We start from the raw sequence: 16,243 nt of genomic DNA, 5'->3' as shown, positions 1-16,243 counted from the left end.
AAGTTATCCGCTTATTAACGCGAATAGAATTCGACGACCAGATGCGGTTCCATGACGACGGCGTACGGCACGTCGGCGAGAGCCGGAACGCGAGCGAAGGTCGCAACCATCTTGTTGTGATCGACTTCGATGTAATCCGGAACGTCTCGCTCAGCGAGAGAAACCGATTCCAGAACGGTTACGAGCTGCTTGGACTTTTCGCGAACTTCGATAACGTCGCCAGCCTTGCAGCGGTACGAACCGATGTTGACGCGAACGCCGTTGACCGTGACGTGGCCGTGGTTGACGAACTGACGGGCGGCGAAGACCGTCGGAACGAACTTGGCGCGGTAGACGATCGCGTCGAGACGCGATTCGAGCAGGCCGATCAGGTTTTCCGAGGTGTCGCCCTTGCGGCGGTTGGCTTCGTCGAAGGTGGCGCGGAACTGCTTTTCACGCAGGTCGCCGTAGTAGCCCTTCAGCTTCTGCTTGGCGCGCAGCTGCACGCCGAAGTCCGAGAGCTTGCCCTTGCGGCGCTGGCCGTGCTGGCCCGGGCCGTATTCGCGGCGGTTAACCGGGGACTTCGGACGGCCCCAGATGTTTTCGCCCATACGGCGGTCAATTTTGTACTTGGACGATTCGCGCTTGCTCATCGCATTTCCTTTCAAGTGTTATGGCGGCCCGTTGCCGAACCGCGAAGGAAACACGCCCTCCTCTGAACTCCGTTTTCGAGCTCTGACAGGCTTCTCACGTTAGCGAACGGACGAAGCCACGGGACATGTCAAATGAAACACCGGACATTTCTGCCCGGCGTTGGCGCGGTCTGTAAGGGGTCGTCATGAAAATGTCAACAGCAGGATCGGCGAGAAGCGCAGTTTCATTCCGCACGCCCCAGGCCGCGCCAGTCCTCCGGCACATCCGGCAACGACGGCATCAGATCCGGCTCGGATGTCGCCTTTCGAAACTGCACGCCATCGTCGGTCGAAGCCGATATCTGAATTGGGATGCCGCTGGCGTTGACCGCAAGCAGACCGACTATATCCGGTGGCGCGGATCGAACGTAGCGCTCTGCTCCATTCAGCACCTCCACAAGCCTGTCGCGAATGACGCTGGCCGTAAAATCGACTGGAAGACCTCTCACGGAATCATAATCCTCGGTCGAAACCGATAGCCCTCTTCGCCGAATTTCATCAATTATCCTGATTGGAGAATAATGAGGTGGCTTTCCCGAGGCTGCGACGACAACCGCACCAAGCGGAGCCAACCTTTCGTCGATCATTAACAAATCGACGAAATCCCGTGGCTTTGTCCGGGTTGATGCCGCCAAAACCTTATTCACGGCAAGGTCCGCTGGGTGAAGCCTTGCGCCCCACTCCTTGTCTCGAATAAGCGGGAAAAACCGAGTTCGAGATTCGCTCATCCATTGAATGAGCGTATTCTCCTGCGCCTTGGAGACTTCGGCCTCGACGCAGCCATAGACATTGACCTCGACAGAAACACGGAAACCATCAGTTCTGAGCGTTTCCATGTCCCGCTCGGCAACAGGACCGATTTCCTCGTCGGTATCTTGAAAGATATCGATATCATCGGACAGACGAGGCCAATTCATATTAAGGACAAGCCCGCCTGCAACATAGCTGGTTTCCGATCGATTTTTTGCGATGGAAGCCATAATCTCTTTTTGCAGTTTGGTCAGCGCCATCGCCTATCGCCCGACCTCGTCAAGCATGCGACGCCCTATTGCAAAGGCGCGCGCATCGCCGCGCTCCATCAAGGCGCTGGCTATCACCCTTGCCTTCTGTGCCAAATCGGGCAGCCGATCCAGATCGATATTGTCAAGAAGGCGGGTGCCGTAGCGGTCAAGCGCTTCTTCGACATTCTCTCGAAGACGCTCTTTCCTTTGTCGATGTTCTGCGCGCATCTCCGCCGCTTGCGACAGGATATCATTGCGGCACGCTGCGGGAACTAGAACCTCCACCCTCACTAGGTCGGACGCTCCACCACTTTCCCTATATCGCTGGATCCTGTCACGCGCGGCCATGAATTCATCTCCTGCAGAGACAAATATAGGCGTATCCGGGATACGTATCAAGGGTGTCGTATTTCCGGCTATTCCGCCGCCTGCTCCCCACCCTCGATATCCGGCGCATTGGCATCGCCGGGCGCGGTCTGGGAACCCATATCCGGGAAAGCGACGATCCGCTTGCCGGAGAAATCCGTGTGAACGACGACGCTGCCCTGTTCCTCGAAATAGCTCAATAGTCGCCGTGCGCGTCTGGCCGAATGGGTGCCATAGGCGCGGGCAATACGGGCGTCGGACGGGCACGGTTCGCCGCTGATCGCGGCCTTCGCCAACATCAAAAAGACGCCCTGCAGATCGTCGGTGACACTGGCGGACAGCGCAAGCGCCGTTGCCCATTGATCCGTCGCCATGACCTCTTCGTCCGCACCGGAGCGCACGATCGCCACGCGACGGCGGAATTCCGAAAGGCTCATGGGTGCGCCGGGAACGCGGCGCATACGCAAGCGTACAAGAAACTCCTGATAAAGCACTGAATCCGTTCGGAAGCCGGAGGCGGGATCATCGAGGATTTCGGAGAGCACCGCGCTCACTCTCGCCTCGCGATCCTCGCTCGATAGTTCCGGCTGGCTGACCTTCGGCTCGGACGGTGCCGGGCTTGCTGCCGGCACGGAGCGGGAAAGCTCGGCCAGAATATCGGTCGTTGGGCGGGGAGCCGGCGTCGTGCGGCGGACAACGGGCCGCGCGAACTCTTCCGGATCCGGCGTGAAGATCAGATCTTCGACATCCTGCGGCGCATCCGGCAGCGGCATCAGCTTTGGGCTGGAGGAGCGCGCCGAGGTTTCCACCGCGCCGATGGTGATCGGCAGCGGACGGCGCGAAAGTGCCGGCCCGAGGGCGACGAAATTACCGCGCTTCAGGTCGCGGAACATTTCCGCCTGCCTGCGATCCATACCGAGAAGATCGGCGGCACGTGCCATGTCGATATCGAGGAAGGTGCGGCCCATCAAGAAATTGGAAGCTTCAGCGGCAACGTTCTTGGCGAGCTTCGCCAGTCGCTGCGTGGCGATGACGCCGGCAAGGCCGCGCTTTCTGCCGCGGCACATCAGATTGGTCATGGCGCCGAGCGACATCTTGCGCGCATCTTCCGAAACGTCGCCGCCGACCGAGGGCGCAAACATCTGCGCCTCATCGACCACCACGAGCACCGGATACCAGAATTCGCGATCGGCATCGAACATGCCATTCAGGAAGGCTGCGGCAGCGCGCATCTGCTGCTCGATATCGAGCCCTTCCAGTGTCAGCACGCAGGACACGCGGTGCTGGCGGATGCGGTTGGCGATGCCGGCAAGCTCGGCTTCCGTACGCTCGCCATCGACGACCACATGACCGAACTTATCGGCCAGCGTGACGAAATCGCCTTCGGGATCGATGATGACCTGCTGCACCCACTGCGCCGACTGTTCCAGCAGCCGCCGCAGAAGATGAGATTTTCCGGAGCCGGAATTACCCTGCACCAGGAGACGCGTCGCTAGCAGCTCCTCGATATCGAGCTGGGCGCTGGTCCCGCCGGACGCCGTTCCCATGTCGATGCCGACCTGCAATGCACTTCCCCTATGAGCAAGAATCAAATGTGGATGCGTCCTATCTTTCTGAAAGGAGGCGCCCTCGTCTAGCAAAGATTTCCAAGCTTCGCGCCCGTGGATTGAAAAAACCCACAGGCGATTATGAGACCTATCTGAAGCGCAGATTGGCCCGCGACAGCTGGCTGACCGACGTGCAGCCCATGAGCTTCATGTCGCGCTCGACTTCCGTGCGCAGATGCCTGAGCGCCCGCTCCACCCCAGCCTGACCGGCAGCGGCGAGCGGATAGAGATAGAAGCGACCGAGGCCAACGGCCTTCGCGCCGAGCGACAGAGCCTTCAGCACATGCGTGCCGCGCTGGACGCCGCCATCCATCATGACATCGATGCGATGGCCGACGGCGTCAACGATTTCCGCCAGCTGATCGAATGCCGAACGTGAACCGTCCAGCTGCCGACCGCCATGGTTCGAGAGCACGATGCCGGTGCATCCGATATCGACGGCACGTTTTGCGTCTTCTACCGACATGATGCCCTTGAGGCAGAACTGCCCGCTCCAGTGCTTCACCATCTCGGCAACGTCGTTCCAGTTCATCGATGGATCGAGCATCTCGGTGAAATACTTGCCGATCGACATGGCGCCGCCGCTCATGTCGACATGCTCATCGAGCTGCGGCAGGCGAAACTTTTCGTGCGTGACATAGTTCATCGCCCAGGCAGGCTTGATGGCGAACTGGGTGAGGCCCGCCAGATTGAGCTTGAACGGAATGGAAAACCCGGTGCGAAGATCGCGCTCGCGATTGCCGCCGGTAATGCTGTCGACAGTCAGCATCATGACGTTAACGCCGGCTTCCTTGGCCCGCTCCATCATTGCCCGATTCAAGCTGCGGTCCTTGTGGAAATAGAACTGGTAGACCTGCGGCCCTTGATGCTTCTTGCGGATTTCCTCAAGACTGACGGTGCCGAGCGAGGAAACGCCGAACATGGTGCCGAGCGAAGAAGCCGCGGCGGCCACCGCATTCTCGCCCTGATAATGGAAGAGACGCTGCAGTGCCGTCGGCGAGCAATAGAAGGGCGTCGCGAGCTTTTGTCCCATGACGGTGACAGACATGTCGATCTCGCTGACCCCGCGCAGAACGTTGGGCACGAGATCGCAGCTTTCAAAGCTTGACGTGTTTCGCCGCAGCGTCACCTCGTCGTCGGCCGCGCCGTCGATATAGTTGAAGATCGGGCCGGGAAGACGCTTTTTCGCGAGAAGACGAAAATCATGGAAGTTGTGGCACTCACGCAGACGCATGGCTTGCCCCGACAACGCTGCAATCAATCTCAAAAGACATCAATATCGACCTCCCAATATCCCGCCGCCCAGTCAAATCCTGCATTACAGCCGGTGCAAACGTGCTTCCCACTTGTAAAGCACATCCGGCTCCTTTTCCTCATTGCCTGCCCCGTCGGACTCGTCAACCACGAAGAAGCCGTGTTTCAAGTAAAAGCGGCGCGCCGGCTCGTTTCTCTGGAATGTCCAGAGCGACAGCGCCGGATAGGTCGACTTGGCGATATCCAGCAGGCGGCTGCCTACACCACGCCCCTGCGCCTCGGGCAGAACGTAGAGCTGATCGATCCAATCCTTGAGGAAGGCAATGACGCCGACCAGGCGACCGCCCTCTTCCGCGCCCCAGATCTGGCAGTCTTTGAAGACCACAGCGCTCCAGAAACCGACATCCTCTTCCGGCGTATGAAGTCTGGCAAGCGTCGGCAGCCGCTCGTTGAAGGAAGCGCGATGAACGGCGGCGGCAGCCGGCATATCCACGAGATCGAGTTTACGCAGCAAAACCTTGTCTTTCATCATCAAGCCTTGAGTCCAAAGCCTTGCATCAGCCGGCGCGTGAGAAAATCCGGTGCCCCGGAGGTGAAGACAGCGAAATCGAAATTGTCAGGATGGACGGCATCGGCCACCTGCGGCACGAGACTGCGGGCGCGCCTTGCGATCGCTTCAGCCGGATCGAGCCAATCGACCGGCCAGGGCGCAAGCCTGCGGAAAATATTGGCCATGAAGGGATAATGCGTGCAGGCGAGCACGACGATATCGGTCTTGCGGCCATCCATCTCGACGAAGCACTGCTCGATCTCGGTCATGACTGCCTCATCGCTGACGACATCACCGCGAATATAGGCTTCCGCCAGACGTGCCAGGTCCTCCGATCCGACGAGCCGCACATGGCATTGCGTGGCAAAAGACTGGATCAGGTCGCGCGTATAGGCGCGCTTGACAGTGCCGGGGGTCGCCAACACGGAGACCAATCCGGAGCGCGTGCGCTCCGCAGCTGGCTTGATCGCCGGCACGGTACCCACGAAGGTCATTTGCGGAAAGGCGGCACGAAGAGCGGCGCCGGCCAGCGTGAACGCCGTGTTGCAGGCGATGATGCAGACTTCCGGATCATATTGCTCAAGCAGCTTTGCGAAGAGACCGACAATGCGCTCTTTCAAGGCTGCTTCTTCCCAACTGCCATAGGGAAATGCGGCATCGTCAGCGATATAGATGAAACCCCGCTCCGGCATCAGCACGCGTGCTTCGCGCAGCACGGTCAAACCGCCGATCCCTGAATCGAAAACAAGGACCGGTTTCAGCTCATTCGCCGCTGCTGTCATCGTTCGTGGTTTCCTTGGGTGCTTTCGAGGGTTGGGGATGAGAACCGCTGCCGCGCGGGGACTTCCGCGAGAAGCGGTCGAGAGACGAGATCACCCCGCGCAAGACGCTGATTTCCTGTTCGGTGAAGGCCCGGCGCGAGAGGACGGCCCGAAGATTGTCGACCATTTTCGGCTTTTTCCCAGCAGGATGGAAATAATTGCGCGCATCCAGCGCTTCCTCGAGCTGGTCGAACAGGCCGAAAAGCTGCTCCTTGGTCGAAGGCCGCTGCTCGATCGCCTGGAAAGGCACATCGCCCAGATCCTCCATACCCGATTTCATCCACTCATAGGACATCAACAGCACGGCCTGGGCTATGTTCAGCGAGGCGAAAGCAGGATTGACGGGAAAGGTGACGATCTCGTCTGCCAGCGCCACTTCCTCGTTCGTCAGGCCCCAGCGTTCCCTGCCGAAGAGAATGCCGGTGCCCTCGCCCGCCTTGAATTTGGCGCGAAGGGTCTCGGCCGCAACGACTGGCGAACGCACCGGCTTGTAGCCATCCCGCTCGCGCGCCGTCGTTGCATAGACGAAATTGAGATCTGATATCGCCTGTTCCAGCGTCTCGTAGACCTTGGTCGCCTCGATGATATGATCCGCCTTCGAAGCCGTCGCCTGCGCCCTTTCGTTCGGCCAGCCATCGCGAGGATTGACGAGGCGCAATTCGGCAAGGCCGAAATTCGCCATGGCGCGCGCCACCATGCCGATATTCTCGCCCATCTGCGGCTCGACCAGAATGATGGCCGGCCCTTCGGCCAAAAGTTGACGCTCGCTGTTCGTGCCTGCCATGATGTCTTGCTCTCCGCGCGCGAACCTTCTCGCGCAAATCATGGGTCGCAATAGCGAGACGCCAGCCGATCGGCAAGGTTTTTGCGCTTGAACGGCAGAACGAATTCCGCCCGATTATTGCGGATTGGCCGGCTTCTGCTGATCCGACGGTTGCTGCGTCTGGTCTGTCGGCTGTTGCTGCTGCTGTTTGACAAGATCCACCATCACGCTCTTGAGCGAGCTTGGATTGCCATTGTCGTCGTTGGTGACGATATCATCGACAACGGGCCTGCCGCCCTCTTCAATGACCTCGAAGCGAACCGTCGTCACCTTCTGATAATCGGCGTCGGAGCCCATGCAGGTCGATTTCTTGAAGGTCGCCAGCACCTCTGTCACATTGTTCTTCGGCGGCTGGGCGTCAATCTTCACGTCCTCCAGCGGACACGCGTCCTGCGCATTGACGATGACGTCGTAGTCGAAAGGCGAGATACCATCCTCGTCGGCGGCGGGAAATTGCGCCGCTGCCTGGTATTTCGCTCCAAAATCCTTGCTGTAGATTTCCTTGAGCTTGTCCTCGCCGAAGATATCCTGCCAGTCGCTGTCGCCGCCCGCCCAGTTCGAGACGGTCGCATCCATGATGGCTTTGACCGGTACCGTTGCATCGGCCGCAAACGCCATATGCGCGCCAAGCGAGAACTGAAAAAGCGTAAGGGCAAAAGCGGAGGCAGCAAATTTATGCATGACGTGATTCCATGACACGGGGCCAACGGGCAAAACCTGCGCGACATTAGACCCATGGACCGTTTTGACAATGGCCGGATCGTAAAAAGCAGGTGATGTCACGAATGATAAAAACGCGACGCCGGAGGCTCTATCGGCTTTGCGTTCCGCACTTGCGGTGCTATAGCGCTCGGGACTTCACATTACCCACAGGACTATACGGTCCCATTAGCTTAGACGAGGCAGAAGTATGAAGAAGATCAAGGTCGCAAATCCCGTTGCCGATCTCGATGGCGATGAAATGACTCGCATCATCTGGCAGTTTATCAAAGACAAACTGATCTACCCCTACCTCGACATCGATATCGACTATTACGACCTTTCGGTCGAAAACCGCGACGCGACCAACGACCAGGTCACGATCGACGCCGCCAACGCCATCAAGAAGCATGGTGTCGGCATCAAGTGCGCGACGATCACTCCGGATGAAGATCGCGTCAAGGAATTCAACCTGAAGCAGATGTGGAAGAGCCCGAACGGCACCATCCGCAACATCCTCGGCGGCGTCATCTTCCGCGAGCCGATCATCTGCAAGAACGTTCCGCGCCTCGTTCCCGGCTGGACCAAGCCGATCGTCGTCGGCCGTCACGCCTTCGGCGACCAGTACCGCGCGACCGACTTCAAGTTCCCCGGCAAGGGCAAGCTGACCATCAAGTTCGTCGGCGAAGATGGCGAAGTCATCGAAAAGGAAGTCTTCAACGCTCCGGGCGCCGGCGTTGCAATGGCCATGTACAACCTCGACGAGTCGATCCGCGAATTCGCCCGCGCCTCGATGATGTACGGCCTGATGCGCAAGTGGCCGGTCTACCTCTCCACAAAGAACACCATCCTCAAGGCTTATGACGGCCGCTTCAAGGACATCTTCGAAGAAGTCTACCAGAACGAGTTCAAGGCTCAGTTCGATGAAGCCGGCATCACCTATGAACACCGCCTGATCGACGACATGGTCGCCTCCGCCCTCAAGTGGTCCGGCGGCTACGTCTGGGCCTGCAAGAACTATGACGGCGACGTCCAGTCCGATACCGTTGCCCAGGGCTTCGGCTCGCTCGGCCTAATGACCTCGGTTCTCCTGACGCCGGATGGCAAGACGGTCGAAGCCGAAGCCGCACACGGCACGGTGACCCGCCACTATCGCCAACACCAGAAGGGCCAGGAAACCTCGACGAACTCGATCGCTTCGATCTTCGCCTGGACCCGCGGCCTCGCTCACCGCGCCAAGCTCGACGAAAATGCCGAACTCGCAAAGTTCGCTTCCACGCTCGAAAAGGTTTGCGTCGATACCGTTGAAGCCGGCTACATGACCAAGGACCTGGCGCTGCTGATCGGCCCCGATCAGCCGTGGCTCTCGACCACCGCCTTCCTCGACAAGATCGACGAAAATCTCAAGAAGGCCATGGCTGCCTAAGCCTTGCCGACATGAGCAGACACGAAAACCCGGCCTCAACGCCGGGTTTTCTTTTGCGTTGAATCTTGCCGCCGGGGCGAACCGGTGGCAAAAATGCCCGCAACAAAGGGGAGAGGCAGATGGCTGAAGAACTCGTTTTCTATACCAATCCGATGTCGCGCGGACGCATCGCCCGCTGGATGCTCGAGGAAATCGGCCAGCCCTACCGCACCGAATATCTCGACTACGGCACGACGATGAAATCGCCGGAATATCTCGCGGTCAACCCGATGGGCAAGGTACCGGCCATCAAGCATGGCGATACCGTCGTCACCGAAGGTGCCGCCATCTGTGCCTATCTGGCCGAAACTTTTCCGCAGGCGGGGCTTGCTCCGACGGCTGCCGAGCGCGGCCGCTATTTCCGCTGGATGTTCTTTGCGGCCGGGCCGTTCGAGATGGCGATCACCAATCGCGCCCTCGGCTTCGAAGTCCCGCCGGAACGCCTGCGCATGGCCGGCTGCGGCAGCTTTGCGAATGTGCTTGATGCGATGGAGTACGCCGTCACGACCTCGCCGTTCATCGCCGGCGACCGCTTTACGGCAGCCGACGTCTATGTCGGTTCGCATGTCGGCTGGGGCCTTAATTTCGGTACCATCGAAAAACGGCCGGCATTCGTCGACTACTGGAGCCGCGTCAGCGACCGCGACGCCTATCGCCGCGGCAACGAGATTGACAATGCAGCCATGCCGAAGCCGGCTACTGCATAATTCCTTAAATCGGAATCGATTTAAGGATAAAATTATGCAGCAGATTAATAGCGTTACAGCGACCTTTGCGCGTCATGCATGACGCGCGGCGCTGTAATACCTGACAATACAAAGCACTAAGAGGATATCTTCGATCGCGCTCATATGCCGCTATTGCAGCGCCATATAGATATCGGTCAAAAGCTCTGTCGGCGGGACGTCGCGCGGATTGTTGATATATTCCTCGAACATCACGGCATCGCGCAGCTGCCGCCCGGAAGCCGGAAGCCACTGCGCATAGAGCCACTGATAGGCCTTATGCATGTTTGCATAAGGCCCTTTGTGGCGCAGCACGGCGTACTCGCCGCCGTCGAGCGAACGCCGCTCCAGCGGAGCATTGGCAACGACGGCCTCGCCAGCGGTGACGCAGGCGTAGGAGCGCAGTTTGTCCGCTTCCACCACATCCGGATCATCGAGATAGACACCGATCATGCGCATGTCCGGCCCGGCAAGGCCGCGGGCAAAGATGGTGCCAAAGAGTGTTTCGAATGCCTGGCCGATTTGCATATAGGAGCCGCGATGGGCGACACCGATCAGTGACATCGGAGAGATAGTGCGAAGCGTAACGTCGAACATGACCGTGATCCTTCCTTGGGTACTGGGTTCGAAGATCGTATGGCTTCCCTCATTCCGATATCGCGCCGGCGGCATGCCGTAGGCGGATCTGAAGATGCGGTTGAACGACTGGAGGTTGGGATAGCCCGACCGCTTTGCAATGTCGCTGATAGATAGACGGGTGTTGACGAGATCGCCGGCGGCACGATGCAGCCGCAGCCGCTTGACGGTCGCCGCCGCCGTCTCGCCGTAGATCGCCCGATAAATCCTGTGCCAGTGATAGCTGGACATGCAGGCGATCTCGGCGAGCTTTTCCATATCGAGTTCATCGTCCAGATGCTCATGGATATAGGCCGAAACCCGCCGCAACCGGGTCTCGTAAAGCGTCCACGCCGTTCCGCCACTCATGTCAAACCTCTTGCAAATCGACCGGCCCGACAAGAGCATAACCCGATTTGACAAATCCTGCGGAGTTGTCCGGACAAAGAAAATGGCGGACACCGAAGCATCCGCCATCCATGATCACCAATCGGAATTCAGCGTCTTAGCCAGCAAGCGCCGCAGCAATCGCCTCGATCGCCTCATCGGCCTTGGCACCATCAGGGCCTCCGGCCTGCGCCATGTCGGGACGGCCGCCGCCGCCCTTGCCGCCGAGGGCAGCTGAAGCGACGCGGACGAGATCGACGGCGCTGAAGCGGCCAACCAGATCCTCCGTGACGGCGACGACGGCGCTGGCCTTGCCATCATCCGAGACGCCGATCAGCGCCACGACGCCTGATCCGAGGCTCGCCTTCGCCTCATCCGCCAGACCCTTGAGGTCCTTGGGGTCGACGCCGGAAACGGGCTTGCCGAGGAATTTGACGCCGTTGACTTCACGGACCGCATCAGCGGAGCCGCCTTGGCTGCCGCCCATGGCGAGCTTGCGCTTGGCATCAGCCAATTCGCGCTCCAGCTTGCGGCGCTCGTCCATCAGCGCTTCGACGCGGGAAACGACTTCGCCCGGCTGAACTTTGAGCGTCGAGGCAAGGCTCTTTACGCGGTCATCCTGTTCGGCGAGATAATCACGCGCGGATTCACCGGTCACGGCTTCGATGCGGCGAACGCCGGCACCGACGGCGCTTTCGCCGAGAATGCGCACGAGACCGATCTGGCCGGTAGCGGAGACATGCGTGCCGCCGCAAAGCTCGACCGAGTAAGGCTTGCCAGATTTGGCACCACGCACACCCTGCCCCATCGACACGACGCGGACTTCGTCGCCATACTTCTCGCCGAACAGCGCCATCGCGCCTTCCGCGATCGCATCATCGACGCTCATCAGGCGGGTCGTGACCGGAGAATTCTGCAGAACGATCTCGTTCGCCATCTCTTCGACGACCTTCAGCTCCTCGGCCGACATCGGCTTCGGATGGGAAACGTCGAAACGCAGGCGCTCGGGCGCAACCAGCGAGCCCTTCTGAGCCACATGGGTGCCAAGCACTTCGCGGAGAGCTTCGTGCAGCAGATGGGTGGCAGAGTGATTGGCACGCAGGCGCGAGCGTCTGTTGTGATCGACGGTCAGCACGACGGCGTCGCCAACTGTGATCTTGCCTTCCGACACCTCCGAGTTGTGAACGAAAAGGCCCTCGCCCTTCTTCTGCGTATCGCTAACGGCGAGCTTGCCGTGATCGCTTGATATCACGCCGGTATCGCCCATCTGGCCACCGGATTCGCCGTAAAACGGCGTCTGGTTGACGATGATCTGCACCTTGTCGCCGGCAGCGGCGCTGTCGACGGCCATACCGTCCCTGACAATCGCCTGAATGACGCCTTCAGCGGTTTCCGTGTCGTAGCCGAGGAACTCGGTCGCACCGTTCTTTTCCTTGAGCTCGAACCAGATGGTCTCGGTTGCCTTGTCGCCGGAACCGGTCCAATGCGAGCGCGCCTCAGCCTTCTGCCGCTCCATGGCATCCGTGAAGCTGGAAATATCGACGCCGATGCCGCGAGCGCGCAGCGCGTCCTGCGTCAGATCGAGCGGGAAACCATAGGTGTCGTAGAGCTTGAAGGCGGTTTCGCCGTCGAGGCTGTCGCCCTTGTGCAAGTCAGAAGTGGCGTCGTTGAGCAGCGACAGGCCGCGTTCCAGCGTCTTGCGGAAACGGGTCTCTTCAAGCTTCAGCGTTTCGGAAGTCAGCGCCTCGGCACGCACCAGCTCCGGATAGGCACGGCCCATCTGCTGGATCAGCGCCGGCAGGAGCTTCCACATCAGCGGCTCCTTGGCACCAAGCAGCTGCGCGTGGCGCATGGCGCGGCGCATAATGCGGCGAAGCACGTAGCCACGGCCTTCGTTCGATGGCAGCACGCCATCGGCGATCAGGAAAGCGGAGGAACGCAGGTGATCGGCGATGACGCGATGGCTGGCACGGTGCTCACCCTCGGCCTTCACGCCCGTTGCCTCTTCCGAAGCTTCGATCAGCGCGCGGAACAGGTCGATGTCATAGTTGTCATGCTTGCCTTGCAGCACGGCGGCAACACGCTCGAGGCCCATGCCAGTGTCGATCGACGGACGCGGCAGGTCGACGCGCTGTTCCTTGGTGATCTGCTCGAACTGCATGAAGACGAGATTCCAGATCTCGATGAAGCGGTCGCCGTCTTCTTCCGGAGAGCCGGGAGGGCCACCCCAGATGTGATCGCCGTGATCATAGAAGATTTCGGAACAAGGGCCGCACGGACCGGTATCGCCCATCGCCCAGAAATTGTCGCTGGTGGCGATGCGGATGATCCGGTCGTCGGAAAGGCCGGCAATCTTCTTCCACAGGTTAAAGGCGTCGTCATCGGTATGATAGACCGTGACCAGCAGGCGCTTAGCGTCGAGGCCGAATTCCTTGGTGATCAGGTTCCAGGCAAGCTCGATGGCGCGCTCCTTGAAGTAATCGCCAAAGGAGAAGTTGCCGAGCATCTCGAAGAAGGTGTGATGGCGGGCGGTGTAGCCGACATTGTCGAGGTCGTTATGCTTGCCGCCGGCGCGAACGCATTTCTGCGCGGTCGAAGCCGTCGTATAGGGACGCTGCTCCAGGCCAGTGAACACGTTTTTGAATTGCACCATGCCGGCATTGGTGAACATCAATGTCGGATCGTTGCGCGGCACCAGCGGGCTCGACGGCACGATCTCGTGGCCGTTTTTCTTAAAATAGTCGAGGAAGGTCGACCGGATTTCATTCACACCGCTCATATGGGGCCCTTCAGTCCTGCGCTCAGCAACTTGCATCAAAGTCAGTGGCTTTTATCGTCCGCTCCCGGCGCTGTCCAGCCGCACGAACAAAACCGGCCGCACATCCCTTGGACAATACGGCCGGTTTCGATTTTTTAGCTTCAGTCTTAAGCCGGGAATTGCTCCTGAAAATCCTTATTCGCCGGAAGCATCGCCGTCGTCGCCGGAATCGGGACCGCCATTCTGCAGGAAGCGGTCGGCAATGAGGCCGGCATTCTGACGTAGCGACAGCTCGATCTCACGAGACAAATCCGGATTGTCGCGCAAGAAGATCTTCGCGTTCTCGCGGCCCTGACCGAGGCGCTGGCTGTTATAGGAGAACCAGGCACCGGACTTTTCGACGATGCCCGCCTTGACGCCGAGATCGACTAGCTCGCCGGTCTTGGAAACGCCTTCGCCATACATGATGTCGAATTCGACCTGCTTGAAGGGCGGCGCCATCTTGTTCTTGACGACCTTGACGCGCGTCTGGTTGCCGATCACCTCTTCGCGCTCCTTGACCGCGCCGATGCGGCGGATATCGAGGCGAACCGAGGCGTAGAATTTCAGCGCGTTACCGCCCGTCGTCGTTTCCGGCGAGCCGAACATGACGCCGATCTTCATGCGGATCTGGTTGATGAAGATCACCATGCAGTTGGACTTGGAGATCGAAGCCGTGAGCTTACGCAGTGCCTGGCTCATCAGGCGGGCCTGCAGGCCCGGCAGGCTGTCGCCCATTTCGCCTTCGATTTCGGCGCGCGGTGTCAGAGCCGCAACGGAGTCGACGACCAGAACGTCGATAGCGCCGGAGCGCACCAGCGTGTCGGTGATTTCGAGCGCCTGTTCGCCGGTATCGGGCTGCGAGATCAGAAGATTCTGCAGGTCGACGCCGAGCTTGCGGGCATAGACCGGATCGAGCGCATGTTCCGCGTCCACGAAGGCGCAGATGCCACCCTTCTTCTGGGCTTCTGCAATGGTCTGCAGCGCCAGGGTCGTCTTACCCGAGCTTTCCGGCCCGTAGATTTCGATGATGCGCCCCTTCGGCAAGCCGCCAATGCCGAGGGCAATATCGAGGCTCAGAGAGCCGGTGGAAACCGTTTCGATTTCGACCACGTTCTCGTTAGAGCCGAGCTTCATGATCGAGCCCTTGCCGAACGACCGCTCAATTTGAGAGAGTGCCGCTTCAAGTGCCTTGCTTTTATCCACCGATTTGTCCTCTACAAGCCGCAAAGAATTCTGAGACATTCGATCCACCTTTAGGTTATTGAAGCCGCTCTAGCAATGTCGCCGCTGATGAGAATTGTGTACTCGATTTGTTCTCATATCGCAAGAGCACAACAAGCGATTGAAAGAAAAAGGTAAAATGAATTCTGTTCTATTTTTGTTTTCTTCTTTCTTCCCAGGCACTTACATGCCCGAAACGGTGAATTGCGAGATGTTTGCGGCTCGCTCGATTCGCCTTTTAGGCTGCTGAGGATAACCCTATGGCGAAAAAGATTCTCGTTCTTGGTGGCGCCCATATCGATCGTCGCGGCCGCATCTTCGGCGACACGGTGTCCGGCGCCAGCAACCCCGGCGCATGGTTCGAGGAGCCTGGCGGCGGCGGCTTCAATGCGGCCCGAAATCTTGCCCGTCTGGGCTTTGACGTAAAGCTGATCTCGCCGCGCGGCGGCGATCCCTGCGGCGAGATGGTGGCCGAGGCCGCAAGCCACGCCGGCATTGACGACAAGCCCTTCGTCTTCCTCGATCGCAAAACGCCGAGCTATACGGCCATTCTTGAGAATGACGGCAATCTTGTCATCGCGCTCGCGGATATGGAGCTCTACAAACTCTTCGTTCCGCGACGCCTGGCGATTCGCGCCGTTCGCGATGCCTTCGATGAGACCGACCTCATTCTCTGCGACGCCAATCTGCCTGCCGAAACCTTAGGCGCGATTGCGGCAAGAGCTGCCCTATGCGGAAAACCGGTCGCCGCCATCGCCATCTCGCCGGCAAAGGTCGTGCGACTGAAGCCGAGCCTTGCCGGCATCGGTCACCTGTTCCTCAACGAAGCCGAAGCCACGGCGTTGACTGAAATCCGTCCGGAGGATCCGCGCGAATGGGTGAGTGCTTTGCGGGCGCTCGGCCTGCGCAACGGCGTGATCACCCGCGGGAAACGCCCCCTGATCGCATTCTCGCGTGATGCCATCGTCGGCCTGCAGCCGCCTATCGTCGAGGATGTCGCCGATGTCACCGGTGCGGGAGATTCGCTTGCGTCCGGCGTTCTGTCGGCGCTGATGGCCGGCTACGATCTCGCGGAAGCCATACGTCATGGCGCGGCGGCAGCGGCAATCACCGTCCAGTCTCCCTATGCAACGGCAGAAAATCTCTCTCCCGAGCTGCTAAACGCGGCCCTGGCCCTTGTTCCCGAGGCCGAAATTCTGTCATGAAGCCTGCTCAAGACGCATATATTGTTTCAGTGA

General features: G+C 59.6%; 15 protein-coding genes. 3 read left to right on the top strand and 12 right to left on the bottom strand.

The features are described 5' to 3' along the window. Positions 1-14: 14 nt before the first annotated feature. The 9 genes from rpsD to AC13RM_RS16380 form a co-directional block, all read right to left on the bottom strand. Positions 15-632 carry a 30S ribosomal protein S4 gene (gene rpsD / locus AC13RM_RS16420; protein ID WP_092716378.1) on the bottom strand — a complete coding sequence of 206 codons (618 nt, stop codon included), beginning with the start codon at positions 630-632 and terminating at the stop codon, positions 15-17. Positions 633-856: 224 nt separating this feature from the next. Further along, positions 857-1,681, bottom strand: coding sequence for a hypothetical protein (locus tag AC13RM_RS16415; protein ID WP_374817145.1), 825 nt, complete (start codon positions 1,679-1,681; stop codon positions 857-859). A gap of 3 nt (positions 1,682-1,684) precedes the next feature. Then, positions 1,685-2,020 carry a hypothetical protein gene (locus tag AC13RM_RS16410; RefSeq protein ID WP_374817147.1) on the bottom strand — a complete coding sequence of 112 codons (336 nt, stop codon included), beginning with the start codon at positions 2,018-2,020 and terminating at the stop codon, positions 1,685-1,687. A 68-nt stretch (positions 2,021-2,088) separates the two neighbouring features. Continuing rightward, the gene (locus tag AC13RM_RS16405; RefSeq protein ID WP_440477702.1) at positions 2,089-3,603 is read right to left on the bottom strand and encodes a helicase HerA domain-containing protein; all 1,515 of its coding nucleotides are present in this window, start codon (positions 3,601-3,603) and stop codon (positions 2,089-2,091) included. A gap of 130 nt (positions 3,604-3,733) precedes the next feature. Next, positions 3,734-4,879: an alpha-hydroxy acid oxidase gene (locus tag AC13RM_RS16400; protein ID WP_488555302.1), complete on the bottom strand. Its 1,146-nt coding sequence runs from the start codon at positions 4,877-4,879 to the stop codon at positions 3,734-3,736. A gap of 84 nt (positions 4,880-4,963) precedes the next feature. Next, complete coding sequence (locus AC13RM_RS16395; protein WP_285174054.1) at positions 4,964-5,428, bottom strand: GNAT family N-acetyltransferase; 465 nt, start codon at positions 5,426-5,428, stop codon at positions 4,964-4,966. Positions 5,429-5,430: 2 nt separating this feature from the next. Continuing rightward, on the bottom strand, positions 5,431-6,231 hold the full coding sequence (gene murI, locus AC13RM_RS16390) for a glutamate racemase (RefSeq protein WP_488555301.1): 801 nt from the start codon (positions 6,229-6,231) through the stop codon (positions 5,431-5,433). Further along, positions 6,212-7,054: an RNA methyltransferase gene (locus AC13RM_RS16385; protein WP_440477706.1), complete on the bottom strand. Its 843-nt coding sequence runs from the start codon at positions 7,052-7,054 to the stop codon at positions 6,212-6,214. Before AC13RM_RS16385 ends, murI begins: the two co-directional genes overlap by 20 nt. Before the next feature lie 114 nt (positions 7,055-7,168). Next, entirely contained in the window at positions 7,169-7,774 is a 606-nt protein-coding gene (locus AC13RM_RS16380) for a hypothetical protein (protein WP_440477707.1), read from the bottom strand. Positions 7,775-8,003: 229 nt separating this feature from the next. Between AC13RM_RS16380 and AC13RM_RS16375 the strand changes: the two genes are divergently transcribed. Both AC13RM_RS16375 and AC13RM_RS16370 read left to right on the top strand, forming a co-directional pair. Further along, positions 8,004-9,218: an NADP-dependent isocitrate dehydrogenase gene (locus AC13RM_RS16375; RefSeq protein ID WP_285173937.1), complete on the top strand. Its 1,215-nt coding sequence runs from the start codon at positions 8,004-8,006 to the stop codon at positions 9,216-9,218. 119 nt (positions 9,219-9,337) lie between these two features. After that, positions 9,338-9,964, top strand: coding sequence for a glutathione S-transferase family protein (locus AC13RM_RS16370; protein ID WP_285173938.1), 627 nt, complete (start codon positions 9,338-9,340; stop codon positions 9,962-9,964). A gap of 150 nt (positions 9,965-10,114) precedes the next feature. On the opposite strand, the gene AC13RM_RS16365 is transcribed toward AC13RM_RS16370, so the two are convergent. From AC13RM_RS16365 to recA, 3 genes are all read right to left on the bottom strand, one after another. After that, positions 10,115-10,966, bottom strand: a complete 852-nt coding sequence (locus AC13RM_RS16365; RefSeq protein ID WP_488555300.1) for an AraC family transcriptional regulator — start codon at positions 10,964-10,966, stop codon at positions 10,115-10,117. A gap of 136 nt (positions 10,967-11,102) precedes the next feature. Then, positions 11,103-13,763: an alanine--tRNA ligase gene (gene alaS, locus AC13RM_RS16360; RefSeq protein WP_488555299.1), complete on the bottom strand. Its 2,661-nt coding sequence runs from the start codon at positions 13,761-13,763 to the stop codon at positions 11,103-11,105. Positions 13,764-13,937: 174 nt separating this feature from the next. Then, complete coding sequence (gene recA / locus AC13RM_RS16355) at positions 13,938-15,026, bottom strand: recombinase RecA (protein WP_047633095.1); 1,089 nt, start codon at positions 15,024-15,026, stop codon at positions 13,938-13,940. A 239-nt stretch (positions 15,027-15,265) separates the two neighbouring features. On the opposite strand from recA, the gene AC13RM_RS16350 reads away from it, so the two are divergent. Next, complete coding sequence (locus AC13RM_RS16350) at positions 15,266-16,210, top strand: carbohydrate kinase family protein (protein ID WP_488555298.1); 945 nt, start codon at positions 15,266-15,268, stop codon at positions 16,208-16,210. Positions 16,211-16,243 lie beyond the last annotated feature (33 nt).

This window comes from Martinezella sp. CNPSo 3732, from assembly GCF_057784515.1.
This window is presented reverse-complemented; position numbering and strand designations above follow the sequence as displayed.